This is a genomic window from Gordonia heveisoli (assembly GCF_030315745.1).
GTDB lineage: Bacteria > Actinomycetota > Actinomycetes > Mycobacteriales > Mycobacteriaceae > Gordonia.
Map to the genome: position 1 here is coordinate 34,269 of NZ_JASXSH010000009.1, position 16,694 is coordinate 50,962.

General features: G+C 67.8%; 12 protein-coding genes and 1 tRNA gene. 2 read left to right on the forward strand and 11 right to left on the reverse strand.

Annotated features, from left to right (window positions below; genetic code table 11):
• Positions 1–4: 4 nt before the first annotated feature.
• The 4 genes from thrC to argS are packed head-to-tail and all read right to left on the reverse strand — an operon-like array spanning position 5 to position 5,496.
• On the reverse strand, positions 5–1,096 hold the full coding sequence (gene thrC / locus QSJ18_RS09840; RefSeq protein ID WP_286326217.1) for a threonine synthase: 1,092 nt from the start codon (positions 1,094–1,096) through the stop codon (positions 5–7).
• A complete protein-coding gene (locus QSJ18_RS09845) occupies positions 1,089–2,426 on the reverse strand; it encodes a homoserine dehydrogenase (RefSeq protein ID WP_286326218.1) in 1,338 nt (445 codons plus the stop codon). Before QSJ18_RS09845 ends, thrC begins: the two co-directional genes overlap by 8 nt.
• Positions 2,423–3,847, reverse strand: a complete 1,425-nt coding sequence (lysA, locus tag QSJ18_RS09850; protein WP_286326219.1) for a diaminopimelate decarboxylase — start codon at positions 3,845–3,847, stop codon at positions 2,423–2,425. Before lysA ends, QSJ18_RS09845 begins: the two co-directional genes overlap by 4 nt.
• The gene (gene argS, locus QSJ18_RS09855) at positions 3,844–5,496 is read right to left on the reverse strand and encodes an arginine--tRNA ligase (protein WP_286326220.1); all 1,653 of its coding nucleotides are present in this window, start codon (positions 5,494–5,496) and stop codon (positions 3,844–3,846) included. Before argS ends, lysA begins: the two co-directional genes overlap by 4 nt.
• A 255-nt stretch (positions 5,497–5,751) precedes the next feature.
• Between argS and QSJ18_RS09860 the strand changes: the two genes are divergently transcribed.
• Both QSJ18_RS09860 and QSJ18_RS09865 read left to right on the forward strand, forming a co-directional pair.
• The gene (locus QSJ18_RS09860; RefSeq protein WP_286326221.1) at positions 5,752–6,612 is read left to right on the forward strand and encodes a DUF3105 domain-containing protein; all 861 of its coding nucleotides are present in this window, start codon (positions 5,752–5,754) and stop codon (positions 6,610–6,612) included.
• Positions 6,613–6,685: 73 nt separating this feature from the next.
• Positions 6,686–7,549, forward strand: coding sequence for a DUF305 domain-containing protein (locus QSJ18_RS09865; protein ID WP_286326222.1), 864 nt, complete (start codon positions 6,686–6,688; stop codon positions 7,547–7,549).
• A 43-nt stretch (positions 7,550–7,592) separates the two neighbouring features.
• On the opposite strand, the gene QSJ18_RS09870 is transcribed toward QSJ18_RS09865, so the two are convergent.
• The 7 genes from QSJ18_RS09870 to QSJ18_RS09900 all read right to left on the reverse strand — a co-directional run bounded on the left by QSJ18_RS09870 (position 7,593) and on the right by QSJ18_RS09900 (position 16,574).
• Positions 7,593–8,195, reverse strand: coding sequence for a TetR/AcrR family transcriptional regulator (locus QSJ18_RS09870; protein ID WP_286326223.1), 603 nt, complete (start codon positions 8,193–8,195; stop codon positions 7,593–7,595).
• 5 nt (positions 8,196–8,200) lie between these two features.
• Positions 8,201–9,637 (reverse strand): MFS transporter, encoded by a 1,437-nt coding sequence (locus tag QSJ18_RS09875; RefSeq protein ID WP_286326224.1) that lies wholly within the window; start codon positions 9,635–9,637, stop codon positions 8,201–8,203.
• A 323-nt stretch (positions 9,638–9,960) separates the two neighbouring features.
• Positions 9,961–10,036 (reverse strand) — tRNA-Arg (locus tag QSJ18_RS09880).
• A gap of 56 nt (positions 10,037–10,092) precedes the next feature.
• The gene (locus QSJ18_RS09885) at positions 10,093–13,062 is read right to left on the reverse strand and encodes an AAA family ATPase (protein ID WP_286326225.1); all 2,970 of its coding nucleotides are present in this window, start codon (positions 13,060–13,062) and stop codon (positions 10,093–10,095) included.
• Entirely contained in the window at positions 13,059–14,252 is a 1,194-nt protein-coding gene (locus tag QSJ18_RS09890; protein WP_286326362.1) for an exonuclease SbcCD subunit D, read from the reverse strand. Before QSJ18_RS09890 ends, QSJ18_RS09885 begins: the two co-directional genes overlap by 4 nt.
• Positions 14,253–14,340: 88 nt before the next feature.
• The gene (locus QSJ18_RS09895) at positions 14,341–15,861 is read right to left on the reverse strand and encodes an MFS transporter (RefSeq protein ID WP_286326226.1); all 1,521 of its coding nucleotides are present in this window, start codon (positions 15,859–15,861) and stop codon (positions 14,341–14,343) included.
• Positions 15,858–16,574, reverse strand: coding sequence for a PadR family transcriptional regulator (locus tag QSJ18_RS09900; protein ID WP_286326227.1), 717 nt, complete (start codon positions 16,572–16,574; stop codon positions 15,858–15,860). Before QSJ18_RS09900 ends, QSJ18_RS09895 begins: the two co-directional genes overlap by 4 nt.
• Between the last annotated feature and the right edge of the window lie 120 nt (positions 16,575–16,694).

The following is a 16,694-nucleotide window of genomic DNA, read 5'->3' on the forward strand; positions in this document are numbered from 1 at the left end:
CTGATCAGCCGACACCGAGGGCACTGGCCACCGCCACCGGATCGACCGGAATCGCTTCCACCACAGGCATTCCCGCAAGTGCGGTATCCGGGTCCTTGAGTCCGTTACCGGTGACGGTACAGACCACCGTCTCTCCCGGCTTGACCCAGCCATCGGCGTGCGCGGCCAGCAGACCGGCGACACTCGCAGCCGATGCCGGCTCGACGAACACACCTTCCTTGCCCGCGATGAGGCGGTATGCCTCCAGCAGCTTCTCGTCGGTGGCCGCACGGAACTGGCCGCCCGACTCCTCCTTGGCCGCCACCGCAGAATTCCAGCTCGCAGGCGAACCGATGCGGATCGCGGTCGCGATGGTCTCCGGGTTCGGTACCGGCGCACCGTTCACCAGGGGGGCGGCACCGGCTGCCTGTACACCCAGCATCCGCGGCAGACGATCGGAGATGCCGTCCGCGTGGTACTCCCGGTAGCCCTTCCAATAGGCGGTGATGTTGCCCGCGTTGCCTACCGGCAGCGCGTGCACATCCGGGGCCCGGCCCAGCACGTCGACGATCTCGAAGGCGGCGGTCTTCTGCCCCTCGATACGGGCCGGGTTCACCGAGTTGACGAGTTCGATCTCGCTGAACTCCGCGGTCACCTTGCGCGCCAGTTCGAGACAGTCGTCGAAGTTACCCTGGACCTGAATGATCTTGGCGCCGTGCATAACCGCCTGCGCCAGCTTGCCCATCGCGATCTTGCCCTCTGGGATGAGCACCGCGCAGGTGATACCGGCGCGGGTCGCATACGCCGCGGCCGACGCCGAGGTGTTCCCGGTCGACGCGCAGAGCACCGCCTTCTTACCGTTGTTGACGGCGTTACTCACGGCCATGGTCATCCCGCGGTCCTTGAAGGAACCAGTCGGGTTGAGTCCCTCGACCTTCAGATAGACCTCGCACCCGGTCAGTTCCGACAGATGGGGCGCGGAGATCAGCGGCGTCCCACCCTCGAGAAGGGTGACCACCTTCCAGTCGTCGCCGACCGGCAACCGGGAGCGGTAGGCCTCGATCAGACCGGGCCAGGCACGCATCACCGGGGTGTGCGCGGAAGTCGATTCAGTCATTGGTTCCTTCCAATCGCAGAACGCTCGACACCTTGATCACGGCGTCCATGTCTTCAAGTGCCGCAACACATGCGGACTGCGCGCGGTCGGACGCACGATGGGTCACGACGATCAGCCGCGCGTCTTCCTGCGCACCCTCCTGCCGGACCGCGGCGATGCTGACCTCCCGCTTGGCGAACTCGCCTGCCACCTGGGCGAGCACGCCCGGCCGGTCGGCGACCTGCATCGAGATGTAGTACCGCGTCTGCACGTCGTCGATGCTCGCGATGGGGAGCGCGGCGTAGGTCGACTCCAGCGGCCCGCGCCCACCGTGCACCTTGTTGCGCGCGGCCATCACCATGTCACCGAGCACCGCCGACGCGGTCGGTGCACCACCTGCACCCTGCCCGTAGAACATCAGCCGGCCGGCGTTCTCCGCCTCCACCACGACCGCGTTGAACGCACCGTTGACGGTGGCCAGCGGATGGGTCAACGGGATCAGCGCGGGATAGACACGTGCCGAGACACTTTCGGTCCCGTCCGCCGCGTGGACGCGTTCACAGATGGACAACAGTTTGATGGTGCAGTCGAACTTCTTCGCCGCTGCCAGATCCTCGGAGGTCACCGACGAGATCCCCTCGCGGTGCACATCTGCCGCATGGACCCGCGTGTGGAAGGCGATGGAGGCGAGGATGGCAGCCTTGGCCGCGGCGTCGAAACCCTCGACATCCGCGGTGGGGTCGGCCTCGGCGTATCCCAGCCGCCCGGCCTCGGCCAGCGTGTCGGCGTAGTCTGCCCCGGTCTCGTCCATCGCGGACAGGATGAAGTTGGTGGTGCCGTTGACGATTCCGGCGACACGTTCGACGGTGTCACCGGCCAGGGACTGCATCAGCGGCCGAATGACCGGGATCGCACCGGCCACCGCCGCCTCGAAGTACAGGTCGACCTTCGCGTCGGCGGCCGCCGACGCCAGTTCACCGGTGTACTCGGCGAGCAGCGCCTTATTGGCGGTGACGACCGACTTGCCGTTCTCCAGCGCGGCGCGGATGAGCGCGCGCGCCGGGTCGATGCCGCCCATGAGCTCGACGACGATGTCGACGTCGTCGCGTGCGACCAGCGCCACTGGATCATCGGTGAGCAGCGCCTGATCGATCTTGCGCGGGCGACTGAGGTCACGGACCGCGACACCGCGCAGCCGGACCGGTGCACCCACGCGCGCCCGCAGATCGGCAGCAGCGTCCTCGATGATGCGCACGACCTCGGTGCCGACGTTGCCCATGCCGAGCACCGCCACACCGATCTCCCGGTCACCGTCCCCCGGGGTGGTCGCCGTCGAATTCTGGTCACTCATGACTGCTCTACCTCCAGGCTGAAGAAGTCCTCGATGCGCTCACGGCGCAGGATCAGCCGATGCCCACCGTCGGCCACCGCGACCACCGGGGGTCGCATCGCCATGTTGTACCGCGACGACATCGAGTAGCAGTATGCGCCGGTCGCGGCGACCGCGATCAGGTCGCCGGGCTCCAGGTCCTCGGGCAGCCAACAATCCTTGATCACGATGTCACCGCTTTCGCAGTGCTTCCCGACGACCCGGCTGACGACCGCACGTGCGGTCGAGACCCGCGACACCAGACGCACGTCGTATTCGGCCTGATACAAGACGGTGCGGATGTTGTCGCTCATGCCGCCGTCCACCGAGACGTACCGTCGAGTGGATCCGCCGCCGAGTTCGACGTCCTTGATCGTGCCGACCCGATACAGCGTGATGGTGCCAGGACCGGCGATGGCGCGACCAGGTTCGACGGCCAGGGTGGGCATCGGCAGCCCGACCGCCGACGACTCGCGTCGCAGAATCTCGGCCAGCTTGTCGGCGACCTCGCCGATAGGCAGCGGACGATCCTCGGGAAGATACGAGATGCCAAGGCCGCCACCGAGATCCACGATCGACATCTGCGAGGTCTTGGCGACTCCGAACTCCGCGACCACATCGTGCAGCAGGCCGACCACCCGATGCGCGGCCAACTCGAAGCCGTCCATGTCGAAGATCTGCGAACCGATGTGGCTGTGCAGGCCGACCAGGCGCAGGTTGTCGGTCGCGAACACCCGGCGCACCGCCTCCATCGCCACCCCACCGGCGAGCGCGAACCCGAACTTCTGGTCCTCATGCGCGGTGGAGATGAACTCGTGGGTGTGCGCCTCGACGCCGACCGTCACCCGGACCAGCACGTCGGCGACCACGTCGCGTTCGGCGGCCAGCGCGTCGAGCCGGTCGATCTCGACCATCGAGTCGAGCACGATATGGCCGACACCGGCGTCCAGCGCCATGGCCAGCTCGTCGACAGATTTGTTGTTGCCGTGCAACGCGATTCGCTCAGGCGGAAAGCCCGCGCGTAGCGCGATGCCCAGTTCGCCCGCCGAGCAGACGTCCAACGACAGCCCCTCTTCCTCGACCCAGCGCGCCACCTGAGTGCACAGGAATGCCTTCGAGGCGTAGTGCACCCGGCCATATGCCCCGAAGGCCGCGACCATGTCGGCACACCGGGACCGGAAGTCGGCCTCGTCGAGGATGAACGCGGGGGTGCCGTACGTCTGCGCGAGTTCGCTGACGGTGACACCCGCGATCTGTAGCTCACCGGACTCGTTCCGCACGGCGTTGCGCGGATAGACCGCGGCCGGGATGTCGGCGAGCACCTCGGGATCATTCGGGCGCTGCGCGAGATGCGGCGCGGCCAGCAGTTCGGCGTGCCGGGGCCCGGCCGGATGCGCGTTCACATCCGCTCCGGAGCGCTGACGCCGACAAGGTCGAGGCCGTTGGCCAGAACCTGCCGGGTGGCGGCACACAGCGCGAGCCGCGCACGGTGGATGTCGGCGGGTTCCTCGTCCCCTTGTGGGAGCACCCGACAGTGGGCGTAGAAGCGGTGATAGGCACCGGCCAGCGTTTCCAGGTAGCGGCAGACGCGGTGCGGTTCGCGCAGCGCGGCGGCGGTGGCCACGACCTCGTCGAAATCGCCGATGGTCCGGATCAGGTCGCCCTCGGCCGGATCGTCGAGCAGGTCGACGTGTGCCAGGTCCGCGGTCAGGCCCAGCTCCACGGCATTACGGCCGAGCGCGCTGAGCCGCGCGTGGGCGTACTGCACGTAGTAGACCGGATTGTCGTTGGACTGCTTCACCAGGAGATCGAGATCGATGTCGATGTTGACGTCGACCGACGACCGGATCAGCGAGTAGCGCGAGCCATCGACGCCGACCGCCTCGACGAGGTCGTCGAGGGTGATCACTGTGCCTGCCCGCTTGCTCATCCGCACCGGCTTGCCGTCCCGCACCAGGTTCACCATCTGGCCGATCAGGACCTCGACGGTCGCCGGATCGTCGCCGAGGGCGGCCGCGGCGGCCTTGAGCCTGCTGATGTAGCCGTGGTGATCGGCGCCGAGCATGTAGATGCACAGATTGAATCCGCGATTGCGCTTGTCGCGGTAGTAGGCGATGTCGCCGGCGATGTAGGCCGCGTTGCCGTCACTCTTGATGACGACCCGATCCTTGTCGTCACCGAACGACGTGGACCGCAGCCACCAGGCGCCGTCCTTCTCGTACAGGTTTCCGTTGCCCTTGAGCTCGTCGATGCACGCCTCGACGAGTCCCGAGGTGAACATGCTGTCCTCGTGGGTGAAGACGTCGAAGTCGGTGCCGAACTCGTGCAAACTCGTCTTGATGTGGTCGAACATCAGCTCCACACCGCGTGAGCGAAAGGTCTCCAGCCGCTGGTCCTCGGGCTGGTCAAGCACGTCGGGCACCGCGGCCACCACAGTGCCGGCGATCTCGCCGATGTAGTCACCCGCGTAACCGTCCTCAGGGGTCGCCTCGCCGAGGGCCGCGGCCTGCAAGGAGCGTGCGAACCGGTCGATCTGGGTGCCGTGATCGTTGAAGTAGTACTCGCGGGTCACCTGCGCGCCACGGGCGGCGAGAACGCGGCCGAGAGCATCGCCGACCGCGGCCCAGCGGGTACCGCCGAGATGGATCGGGCCAGTCGGATTCGCGGAGACGAACTCCAGGTTGATGACCGCGGTACCCAGCTCGTCACCGCGACCGTAGGCCTCACCCTGATCGATGACGGCGGCGATGACGGTGTTCTGTGCGGCCGCGGCGAGCCAGATGTTGACGAAGCCGGGACCGGCGATCTCAGCCTTGTCGATCCCGTCGGCAGCACCGAAGGCGTCGGCCAGCCAGCCGGCCAGCTCGCGCGGCGCCACACCCAGTCGCTTGCCCAGTTGCAGCGCGATATTCGTCGAATAGTCACCGTGATCGGCATGACGTGGACGCTCGACGCCGACGGCGTCGGGCACCAGGGTCTCGTCCAATCCGTGGTCGCGCACCACGGTCAGGGTCACGGCGCTCAGCAGCGCGGCGAGGTCGGCAGGAGTCACAGGACACCATCCTATTGGCCGACGGGCGAACACCGACAATCGGCCCAGGGCAGGTGACCTGCGCGCCCCGGCACGCTGCACATGCGCGCCCCGGCACGGTGCACATGCGCGCCCGGGTCGTACACGATCAGTAGAATGGCCACGCCGCACGGACACCCCGGGTGGCAAGCCGCGTATCCCGGGCCGGACCCGACGATCGGGCTGGCCGTCCAACGGTCGCCGCGGCACACCCAGTGGAGGACCAGAAAGAGATTCATGGCGCGCAAACCCGGGGCTCAGGTGCCCAAGACCAACAAGCGTGGCAAGGCCCCTACCGGCGTCAAGGGCGGCATCGACTGGCTGGTCGTCGGCTCGGTCGCGGTGGTCATCGCACTGATCGCCGGACTGGCCGTCTACCTGGTCCCCAAGTTCACCGAGAAACGTGACGCCGACCAGGCCGCCGCCGCCCAGGCCGAACGCGCCGAACAGGTCAAGCCGAATGTCGTCGAGGCGTTCGTGCCCACCGTGACCAATCCGGACCCAGCCACCAAGATCCCCGGCGTGACGAAGATCTACTACCCGGCCGGACAGCATGTGAGCCCGACGCAGCGCGTCGCCTACGACCAGTCACCACCGTTCGGCGGCCCGCACGACGCCATCTGGGCGTCGTGCACCGGCATCGTGTACCCCAAGCCGCTGCGCTCGGAGAATGCAGTGCACGCCCTCGAACACGGCGCGGTGTGGGTCACGTACAACCCGGACACCATCAGCCCCGACGATCTGGAGTTCCTGAAGCTGATGGTTGGCGGCGAACAGTATTTGTTCCTGTCCCCGTATCCCGGGCTGAGTTCACCGATCTCGCTGCAGAGCTGGGGCCATCAGCTGAAGGTCGACAAGGCCGAGGATCCCCGTGTCGACCAGTTCATCACCGCACTGCGACGTAACACGATGACCAAGATCTACGCCGAGGACCCGAACGCGTCCGCCTACCCGGAGACCCAGGCAACCTGCGGTCCGATCCCCGGTTTCGACCCGTCGGATCCGCCCGCCGCCGACCTCGGTCCGGCCGGCCCCGGTGCCGTCCCGATGAGCGGTGTGGGCACCGACTCGCCGTCCTCCCCCATGCCCACCAACTGACCCCGCTCGGCGGGCACCACCGTGTGCCCGCCGATCCGGGGCGGCAGCGACCTCATCTGTGAAAGGCGACATGATGGCCGACGAGACAGGCGCGACCGGCGCCGGAGACTCAGGACCCACCGATGCGGAAACCACCGGCGACACCCGCGCCGAGTCCTCCGCCGCCCATGCCGATTCCCGACGACGAAACGCTCTGCTCGCACTCGCCGGCGTCGCCATCCTGCTATTCGGCGTTGGCCTCGGATTGCTGATCCATGCCAGCCTCGCCACCGATTCGGACGAGGACGCCCCGCCGGCTGCCGGTTCGGCGGCAGTCGGTTTCGCACAGGACATGATCGCCCACCACACTCAGGGCATCGACATGGCCGCGCTGGAGCTGTATAACGGCTCCGACCAGCAGGTTCGCGCGCTGGCGTTCGACATCCTCACCGCCCAGAGCAATGAGATCGGCCAGATGCAGTCGTGGCTGACCCGCTGGGGCTACCCGCTGATCAATCCCGGCGACCCGATGGCCTGGATGGGTATGGGCCACGGTGCGTCGAGCAGCATGCCCGCCGAGCACACCGGTCACGAGGGCAGCGGCCACGGCGGCGAGACGCATGATCACGGCGACATGCCGATGCCCATGCCGACGACTCCGGCGCCATCGGGGGCCACCGCAGAGGTTCCGCTCATGCCCGGTATGGCGACACCGTCGGAAATGACACAGTTGCGCCAGGCCAGGGGCACTGCAGCCGACGTCCTGTTCCTCCAGTTGATGCTGCGCCATCACGAGGGCGGCACCCACATGATGCAGTACGCCGCGAATCCGGCGAATGTCGACGAGGCCTACGTCCGCGATCTGGCGTCGGGCATGCTCCGCACGCAGAGCAGCGAGATCGATCGCATCAAGGCGATGCTCGCCGAGCGCAACGCGCAGCCGTTACCGATGAACTGAGGGTCCGGCGCATCGAATCCACCCAACGCCGCAACTGCTTGACTCACACCCGGTTTCGAAGTGCATCGACGGTCAGGTTTGCGTAGTGCCGCCAGACCTCGGGGTCGGTGACCTGAGCGTCGAGCAGGGCTCGGGCACAGCCGCCGACGAGGATCTGGATATCGGCGACGGTGGCGTCGGCGCGCAGGGCACCCTGCTGTTTTCCGCGCTCGACCAGTCCAATCAGTTCGTCCAGAAAGGCGGGCCGACGGCCCTTGCCGCGGTGGGTATCGCCGAGGACACGCAGCAACAGCGCGTCGTCGGCCAGCCGACCGAAGGTATCGACGACGAAGTCTCGCAGCCCGGCGAAGGCGTCGGGATCCGCGATCGCCTCCTCGACTCGGACGTCAACCCAGGCCGCATGGTCGGCGGCCACCGCTTCGAGTAGAGCTTCTTTGGTCGGATAGCTGCGATACACCGTCGCCTTGCCCACCCCGGCCCGGGCCGCGATCTCCGGGATGGTTCCGTCGACGCCGCGCTCGGCGAAGACCGCCCGCGCCGCAGCCAGGATCAGTTCGTGATTGCGGCGGGCATCGGCTCGCCGAGCCGTCCAGTCCACATCCTCACTGGAGGGCATGGAGTCCGGACGGCTCGACGGCGTCGACATGGTGACTACTTTGCCATGGCGACCGGTGCGGCCGGCTCGCCATCCCGGTCGTCCGCGAGGTCGTCGACGGGTTCTTCGGTCACCGGCGCCCGCTTCGACCGCAGGAGGAGCCCGATCGCGACGACACCGGCGAACAGGGTCGCGACCGCCCCCATCCAGAACACCTGGTCGTAGGCGCTGTCGGTGGACACCTTCGTCCCGGCGATCAGGCTGCTGGCGAGAACGGTTGCGGCCACCTGGGATCCGATCGAGGAGCCGACCGAGCGGACCAGCGCGTTGACGCCGGTACTCTCACTGATCTTGTCGGTGGGCACGGCCCCCATGATCAGGTTCGGCATCGTTGACATTCCCAGTCCGATACCGATGAAGACGATGACGCTGAACGCCATCACGGTCCATTGCGAACCGTGATCGATGGCGAGCAGACCCAGTCCGAGCGCGGCGACGAGTCCACCGGCGACGAGCGGGATGGCCGGGTGGATACGGGTGACGACGCGACCGGCGATGACGGCTGCGATCAGCATGGCGAGCGAGCCGGGCAGCAGTAGCAGGCCCGAGCCGGTGGCGTCGAGACCGAATCCGTGTCCGTACTTCTCGGCGGTCTGGGCGAGCTGCGGAATGAGCGAGAAGACCGCGAACATGCCCGCGCCGAACAGCAGGGCCGCGATGTTGGTGATGAGCACCGCCGAGCGTCCCAGCGTCCGCACGTCGATCAACGGCTCGGCGACGCGCAGTTCGTAGGCGCCGAAACCGGCGAGGACGACGAATCCACCGACGATCAGGCCGATGGTCAGCGGGTCACCCCACCCCCAGGTCGCCCCCTTACTCAGCGCGAACAGCGGCATCGTCAGACCGACGGCCAGCAGCACGACGCCCAGCACGTCGATCCGTCCCGGCGTCGGGATATGCGCCTCGGGGATGCGCCACACACCGGCCAGCGCGACACCCGACATCAGCGCACCGGCCCAGAAGATCCAGTGCCAGGAGGTGTGATCGATCAGCAGACCACCCATGACCAGACCTCCGCCGGCGCCGATACCCGCCAGCGCGGAAATGAGACCTAGTGCGGTGGAACGTTTCTCGGCCGGGAAGGTGTGCCCGATGATGCCGAAGCACAGCGGGAAGATGCCGCCGCCTGCACCCTGGATGACACGCGCGGCGACCAGCACCCACACGTTTGGCGCGAGCGCCGCGACGATGCTGCCCGCGCCGAAAAGCCCGACGGCGATGACGAGCATCCGCTTGTTGCCGAACATGTCGCCGAGACGGCCGAAGACGGGCGTCAGGATCGCCGCGGAGATCAGATAGGCGGTCAGCACCCAGCCGATGTCGGCGGGTGAGGCGTTGAGCTTGACGGTCAGCTCCCCCAAACCGGGGACGACAGCCGTCTGCGCCAGCGCGAACGCGCCGGCGGCAAGGGCGAGAAACAAGAGATTGAGCATCGGCGACGACTGGCTGCCTGACGGCGCCTGCGTCTTCACGGTTGGTCGGCCACGACCTGGCCTCCTCGTTCGAGAGATAAGTGGACCATTGGGTTCACTTAATAGTGGACCCATGGGTCCGGTTAATGCAAAGGGGTGTGACGAGGTAGACAATCAACGCGTGTGGAGGTTGCCGACGATCGGCGCATATCAGGCGACGACGGAAACCCCGTCACCGACATCTCGGTAACGGGGTTGCTGGCCGATCTAATTCTGGTGCGCCTACATGAATCTCTTGCAAACGCAGGAGGCGCACACCGGCCGGAGGCCGGCAAGGATTTTACTGGTGCCCCCGGCAGGATTCGAACCTGCGGCCTTCTGCTCCGGAGGCAGACGCTCTATCCCCTGAGCTACGGGGGCTCATTGGGCGAGTCAAAGAGTAGCGCACCTGCGCGCGCTATCCCCAATCGCCCTGTTCACGACACGCCGACGACTCCCGACAGCTGCACCGACGACCCACTTTCGCCACGCAGCACGTGCAGTTGAGCGGGAATCCGGGCGCGCAGTTCGTCGACGTGACTGACGACGCCGACGACGCGCCCACCCGATCGAAGATCGTCCAACACACCCATCACGAGATCCAGGGCCTCGGGATCGAGGGTGCCGAAACCCTCGTCGATGAAGATGGTGTCGAGCATCCGCCCGCCCGCTTCGGCGGCGACGACGTCGGCCAACCCCAAGGCCAGCGCGAGCGAGGCGAAGAATGTCTCGCCGCCGGACAGCGTCGTTGTGGCGCGTACGGCGCCCGTGTACTCGTCGCGGACGTCGATACCCAGGCCACCGCGCCGACCGCGCGGACCGGCGGCGTCGCTGTGTACGAACTCGTAACGGCCCGAAGACATCTGACTCAGCCGCACACTCGCCGACACCAGGACCTCCTCCAGTCGTGCGGCCAGCACGTAGGAGCGCAATGACATCTTTCGCGCGTTCTGCCCACGCCCGCTGACGAGTTCGGCGAGTCCGGCCAGCTCGGTGTGACGGGCCCGCATCGGCGCCAGCGCATCCGCCGCGTTCCAGAAGTCGGCGACATAACGGCGCACATCGGCCACGCGTGCGGTCGCGACCCCGTTGATCCGGACCGCGTCGTCGTGGCGGCGGCGCGCGGCCGCCAGCGCAGTCGACGTCGCTTCTACATCGGATGCGTCGGCTGCCATCGCGACACTCACCTCGGGTTCGGCGAGCGTCTCCATCGCGGCCGTGCGCAGGTTCTCCGCGCCGCGCAGCATCGCATCCCACTGCTCGATCTGACGGTCGTCGGCGACCGCGGCACGCGCTGCGGCCACGTCATCGAATCCCGCCTCGACGCACTGCCGGGTCAGTCGATCGGTGATGTCGGTGCGATGCGCCCGTGCCCGGGCAGCGGCCGAGCGCGCCGACCGCAGCGCCGTTCCCCGCCGCCCGAGCTCGGCCAGTTCGTCGCGGCGTTCGGCGACACCGACACGGCCACCGGTCGCCTCCGCGATCTCGGTGTCGAGGGCGTGCAGCGACTCGTTCAGCGTGGCCAACCGCTCCCGCCTGCCTGCCTGTGCCGAGTCGATCGTGGCCAGCTCCGACCGTCCGGCCTCGATCTCGGTATCGATGGCGGCACAGCGCTGTTCGAGGTCGCCGACGGTCTCGGCGAGATTCCGGGCCGCGGTCAGCTCGTCCTCGGTCCGGTGACGGTCGGCATCTGCCTGCTCGGGAGTGGCCTGGCCGATTCGTGTATCGAGATGGTCCCGGCGCTCGATCAGCGCCGCCAGCCCGGACTGGGCTTCACTGCTCGCGACCGCCGCGACCTGCTCGGCGCGCGCCGCGGCCGCTTCTTCGGCGTCGCCGACGCGGGCGTCGGCCGCGCCTGCAGCCGGTGCCGGGTGCTCAGGGGAACCGCAGACAACGCATGGCTGTCCGTCCGCGAGTTGGGCGGCCAGCTCCCCCGCCATCCCGGTGAGCCGGCGCTCGCGGAGATCGAGCAGCCGCTCCCGCGCCACCGCGTGGGATTCACGAGCGGCCAGGGCGGACGCCGATGCCCGATCGAGCTGCGGGCCGAGCGCGGCGCGCTGCCTGATCGTCTCCCGCAGTTCGACGAGCCGATCACGTTCGGCGGTCAGCGTGGGGACCTGCGCCCGCGCAGCCGTCGCGGCGGCCAGGCGTTGTGCCGCTTGCTCCTTGCTCGCCGGGGCATCGGCCAGCGCAGCGGTCAGTTCGGTGGTCCGCCGCTGCGCCGCCGCGATCTCCCCGCCCAGGCGGTCGATATCGGTGACCAGTGCGGGCCGGGCGAGGGCGCGCCGGACAAGCGGTTCCCACCGCCCCGACTCGGCGGCCCAGCCTCCGATCGCCGCCTCCAGCTCCGCGTCGGTCGCGTCGGCAAGCACGGCGGTATCGGGCAGCACGGCCAACTCCGCTGCCGCGCGGTCACAGTCATCGGCCGCGCGATCATCGGCGGTGCCGGCACGATCGGCTTCGAGCGCCAACGATGCGATCGGCGCGGCGCGACGCGCGGCCGCAAGTTGCGCCGCGACGGCGGCCAGCGTGGCGGCCTCGTCATCGAGCCGGGCCAGCCGCTGCGCCGCCTGGGTGCCGCGCCGCCGAAGTTCGGTGCGCCGCGCGGCCTCGTCGTGATCCTGCTGTGTATCGGCGAGCCCGCGCGCGGCGGCTTCCGCGGCACTGGTCGCCTCCGCGGCCGCCGCCTCCGCCGTGTCCAGACATCCTTGGGCCCAATCGAAATCGGGTTCGGCGGGTGCCGGGACACCACTGAGCGCGACGATCTGTTGGGCGACGCGGTCCAGCGTCGCCGCCCGATCGTCGAGGGTGCGGGCGCTCTCCCGCGCCCGGTCCCGCAGCCACTCCTCCAGATCGCCGAATCGCGCGGTGTCGAAGAGCTTCTCCAGCAACACTTCCCGATCATCGGAGGTGGCTCGCAGGAAGCGTGCGAAGTCACCCTGGGGCAGTAGCACCACCTGGAAGAACTGTTCGGCGCTCATCCCCAGCAGCCGGGTGACGGCCTCACCGATGTCCGGTAGTCGGGTCAGATCGGCCCCTGAAGCGTCGACCCAGACCAAGGTGCCCCGGGCATTGACCTTGGTGACTCCCGTACCCCGCTTCTTGGGGCGGGAGTGATCGGGTGATCGGGTGATGCGCAGGCGCCGCCCACCGATCGTCGCCTCGAGTTCCACCTCGGGAGCCTGGTCGGGGTCGGCGTGATCGGAATGCAGACGCTTGTTGATGTCGCGTGCACCGGGCACGCGCCCGAACAGGGCAAAGGCCACCGCATCGAGCACGGTGGTCTTACCCGCCCCGGTCTGTCCATGCAGCAGAAACAGCCCGTCACCGGACAGTTCATCGAAGTCGATGGTCGTCTCGTCGGCGAATGGACCGAAGGCGACGACGCGCAACCGATGCAGTCTCATGCCGATTCCGCCACCGGCGGTTCGAGATCGAACAAGGTCAGCTCACCGGAGCCGTCGGCCTCCGGTTCACCGACGACGGCGCGCAACGCCCGGTCGATCAGCACGAACTCGCCCGCGCGGGGAGCGTCGCGCACATCGGTGATGAACGCCTCCACGATCTGCGCATCGCTGCGTCCGCGCACCCGCGACCGGTAGTCCGGCGACGAGAGTTCCTCGGGCCGTTGCCAGTGCACATGCACGGCGAATCCGAACCGCTCCCGCAACCGGCGCATCGCATCCAGTGGTCGGATGGGATCGGTCAGCGTCGCCTCCACATAGTGGTCCTCCGCCACCGCGAGCGCGGGATCGGACAGCAGATCGGTGAGAGTTCCGGTGACACTGGTCAACTCACGCACGACGGGCAGTTCGCGCCCATAGATCCGGGCCACTCCCCCGGCATCGAGGTCGACGATCCAGACCGCCTTGCGGTGGGTGCGCTCGCCGAAGGAGTACGGCAGCAATGAGCCGCTGTAGCGCACCGTCTCGGTGAGCACCTGTGGCGAGTGCAGATGCCCCAGGGCGACGTAGTCGACACCGTCGAAGGTGTCGGCGGCGACCGTCTCCACGCCGCCCACACTGATCGACCGCTCCGATCCGGTCGCAAGGCCGCCGACCACGAAGGCGTGCGCGGCGACGACCGAACGAATACCACGGCCGGCGCGATCGGTCCGCACCCGATCCATCGCGGCCGACAGGACGGCGGCATGACTGCGCGCGTCCGGAACTCCGAGTTCGGTACGGGCGGTATCTGGTTCGAGATACGGCAGCCCGTAGAAGGCGACCTCGCCGTACTCGTCGGCGAGGATCACCGGATCGGTGATCGAGGTGACCGACGTACGCAGGTGCAGGCCGCCCGCCGCGGCAAACACCGACCCCACACCGAGCCGGGTGGGTGAATCATGGTTGCCCGAGGTGACGATGATGCGCGCGCCGGTCGCGGCGATCTCCTGCAGACCGGCGTCGTAGATGCGCACCGCGTCGGCGGGCGGCACCGAACGGTCGTAGATGTCACCGGCCACCACCACGACGTCGACCTGCTCCTCGGCGACCACAGTCGCGAGATGCGACAGTGCACGCCGTTGATCGTCGAGTAACTCGACGCCGTGGAAGGTCCGCCCGAGGTGCCAGTCGGAGGTGTGCAGGATGCGCATGGTGATGACCTTACGAGTGCGCACCGACAGTCCCGGGGAGGCGGGCCCGGGGCTGTCGGTGCGCAGCGTACTTCGGTGCTACCGGCCGCTACCCGCCGGTGGGGGCCACGTCGGGAGCCAGCGCGGCAGGCTCCGCCGGAGCCGACGCCACGGGTGGGGCCTGATGCGGTGGGCGGATCAGGAACAGCGCGGCGACGAAACCGACCAGCAGTACCGCCGAGGCGAGATAGAGCGACTGACCCATCGCCTGGGCGAACCCGTCGCGATACGGCAGCGGCAGCTGGCCAACAACCCCGCCATGCCCCTCGGTGTCGACGCCGGGCAGCTTGTGGGCGAGCAGTACCTGCATCAGCACACCGATAGCCGCCGTGCCGAGAACCGAGCCGATCATGCGGGTGGTGTTGTACACGCCCGCACCGGCACCCGCCTGATGCCAGGGCAACCCGCGGGTGGCCGTGGCAGCCAGCGGCGCCCAGATACCGGCCGAGGCAACACCCATCAGCGCCATCGGGATCAGCAACTGCCATACGGGCGTCGCGGCGCGGGTGATCATGCCGATCCATCCCACGGCGATCGCCTGCAGCAGCAAGGCGGAGGCGATGATGACCCGCGGATGCACCCGGTCGAGAATGCGTCCGACGATGGGTGCGAGGATGCCGGTCAGCACGGCCATCGGCACCATCATCAGCGCCGATCGGGTCGGCGACATCCCGCCGACGAGCTGCAGGAAGAACATCGTGGGGATCATCAGACCCGAGATCGCGAAGCCCATCGAGGCGATGCCGATATTCGACAGCGAGAAGTTGCGGTCGCGGAACAGCGACAGCGGGACCAGCGGTTCGGTGCGGATTCGCGACTGCCAGTAGACGAACAGGCCCATCACCGCGACGCCACCGAGGATGAGGGTCCAGATCCACCCGGACCAGTTGTACTTCTCCCCCTCCTGAATACCGAAGACGATGGCGAACAGCCCGATCGCGGACAGTAAAACGCCGACGACGTCGAACTTGTGATCGTGGGTTTCGACGTCGGGGACGAGCACCGCCGCCAGCCCGAGACCGATGATGCCGACCGGCAGGTTGACGAAGAAGATCCACTCCCAGCCCAGGCTGTCGGTCAGGACTCCGCCGAGCAGCGGGCCGACCAGGGTCGCGACGCCGGCCACGGTGCCCCACACACCCATCGCGGCACCCCGCTTCTCCGGCGGGAAGATGCGGGTGATCAGCGCCATCGTCTGCGGCGTGATCAACGCCGCACCCACACCCTGCAGGGCACGCGCGGCGATCAACATCCCGATCGATCCGGCGAAACCGCACCAGACACTCGCCGCGGTGAACAGCACGAGACCGATCTGATAGATCAGCTTGGGGCCGTACTTGTCGCCGAGCCGACCGGTGATCAGCAGCGGGACGGCATAGGTGAGTAGATAAGCACTCGACACCCAGACGATGCCGTTGACATCGGTGTGCAGAGCCGCCTGGATCTGCGGCTGCGCCACCGCGACGATGGTCATGTCGACCAGGATCATGAAGAAGCCGACGCACAGCGCCAGCAGTGCCGCCCAGGGCCGGGTGGTCACCTGGCCGGGCGTTTCAGTGGTGGTACTCATTGCGGATTCGCTTTCCGCTCCACGTCCGACGTCGGGTCGGGCCGCGGAACTGTTGTCAGCACGGTGGTGTCCGCACGCGCGTCCTTCGGCGCGGCGGAAGAACATAGAAAGCCGGGGTCGTCGAGCCAGACCAGTTCGGATGTGGTCAGCCGGACGACGAGGTCGTCGAGCCAGTCGATCTGGGTCCGCAGGGTGATGATCCGACAGCCGGCGTCGAGGTAGAACATCTCCGGCTTGCCCTGTGCCCGGACCGCATCGACAGCCGTCTCGTATTCGAGAAGATCGGCCCGCATCAGGGCGATCCGCTCACCGAGCAGTTCGATGACCCGCGTCCGAGGTAGGCCATGTGCCTCGGACAGGGCCAGATACAGCTCGGGGTACTCCTGCGGGTGGCGCCGCAGGATCAGTTCGAGGCTCGCGTTGAGTGCGGCCCGTCCCTGTGCGGTGATGGCGTAGATGGTCCGTTCGGGGCGATTACCCTCGCGGCGTACCTCGGCCACCTCGACGTGTCCCTTCTCCGCCAAGCGGTCCACCTGGTGGTAGAGCGTGCCCGCGCGCAGCTTCGCGAGGCGATCCTCCCGTCTACACATCGCCGTCTGGAACATCTCGTAGCAGTGCATGGGACGTTCGGCGAGAAGGCCGAGGACGAGGACCGCAATCGGCGGCAACGCGCGCGAGGACTCGCGACCGCTCGGCGCCGCCCCTGTATCCATTGCATCCTCCAGATGGTCCACATCTAGAAATGGTCCACAACAATTATTCCAGTTGGAATATACAACGCCGACCATCTCCGGCCAACCCCTTTGTCGCCCGGGCAACGCCCCGGTCAAACC

Excerpts from the sequence above, each read along its gene's own strand:
- QSJ18_RS09865 (WP_286326222.1), top strand. The coding sequence starts at position 6,686 with ATGGCCGACGAGACAGGCGCGACCGGCGCCGGAGACTCAGGACCCACC.
- QSJ18_RS09875 (WP_286326224.1), bottom strand. The coding sequence starts at position 9,637 with ATGCTCAATCTCTTGTTTCTCGCCCTTGCCGCCGGCGCGTTCGCGCTG.
- QSJ18_RS09900 (WP_286326227.1), bottom strand. The coding sequence starts at position 16,574 with ATGGATACAGGGGCGGCGCCGAGCGGTCGCGAGTCCTCGCGCGCGTTG.
- QSJ18_RS09860 (WP_286326221.1), top strand. The coding sequence starts at position 5,752 with ATGGCGCGCAAACCCGGGGCTCAGGTGCCCAAGACCAACAAGCGTGGC.
- QSJ18_RS09890 (WP_286326362.1), bottom strand. The coding sequence starts at position 14,252 with ATGCGCATCCTGCACACCTCCGACTGGCACCTCGGGCGGACCTTCCAC.
- thrC (WP_286326217.1), bottom strand. The coding sequence starts at position 1,096 with ATGACTGAATCGACTTCCGCGCACACCCCGGTGATGCGTGCCTGGCCC.
- QSJ18_RS09895 (WP_286326226.1), bottom strand. The coding sequence starts at position 15,861 with ATGAGTACCACCACTGAAACGCCCGGCCAGGTGACCACCCGGCCCTGG.
- QSJ18_RS09885 (WP_286326225.1), bottom strand. The coding sequence starts at position 13,062 with ATGAGACTGCATCGGTTGCGCGTCGTCGCCTTCGGTCCATTCGCCGAC.
- QSJ18_RS09870 (WP_286326223.1), bottom strand. The coding sequence starts at position 8,195 with ATGTCGACGCCGTCGAGCCGTCCGGACTCCATGCCCTCCAGTGAGGAT.
- QSJ18_RS09845 (WP_286326218.1), bottom strand. The coding sequence starts at position 2,426 with ATGAGTGACCAGAATTCGACGGCGACCACCCCGGGGGACGGTGACCGG.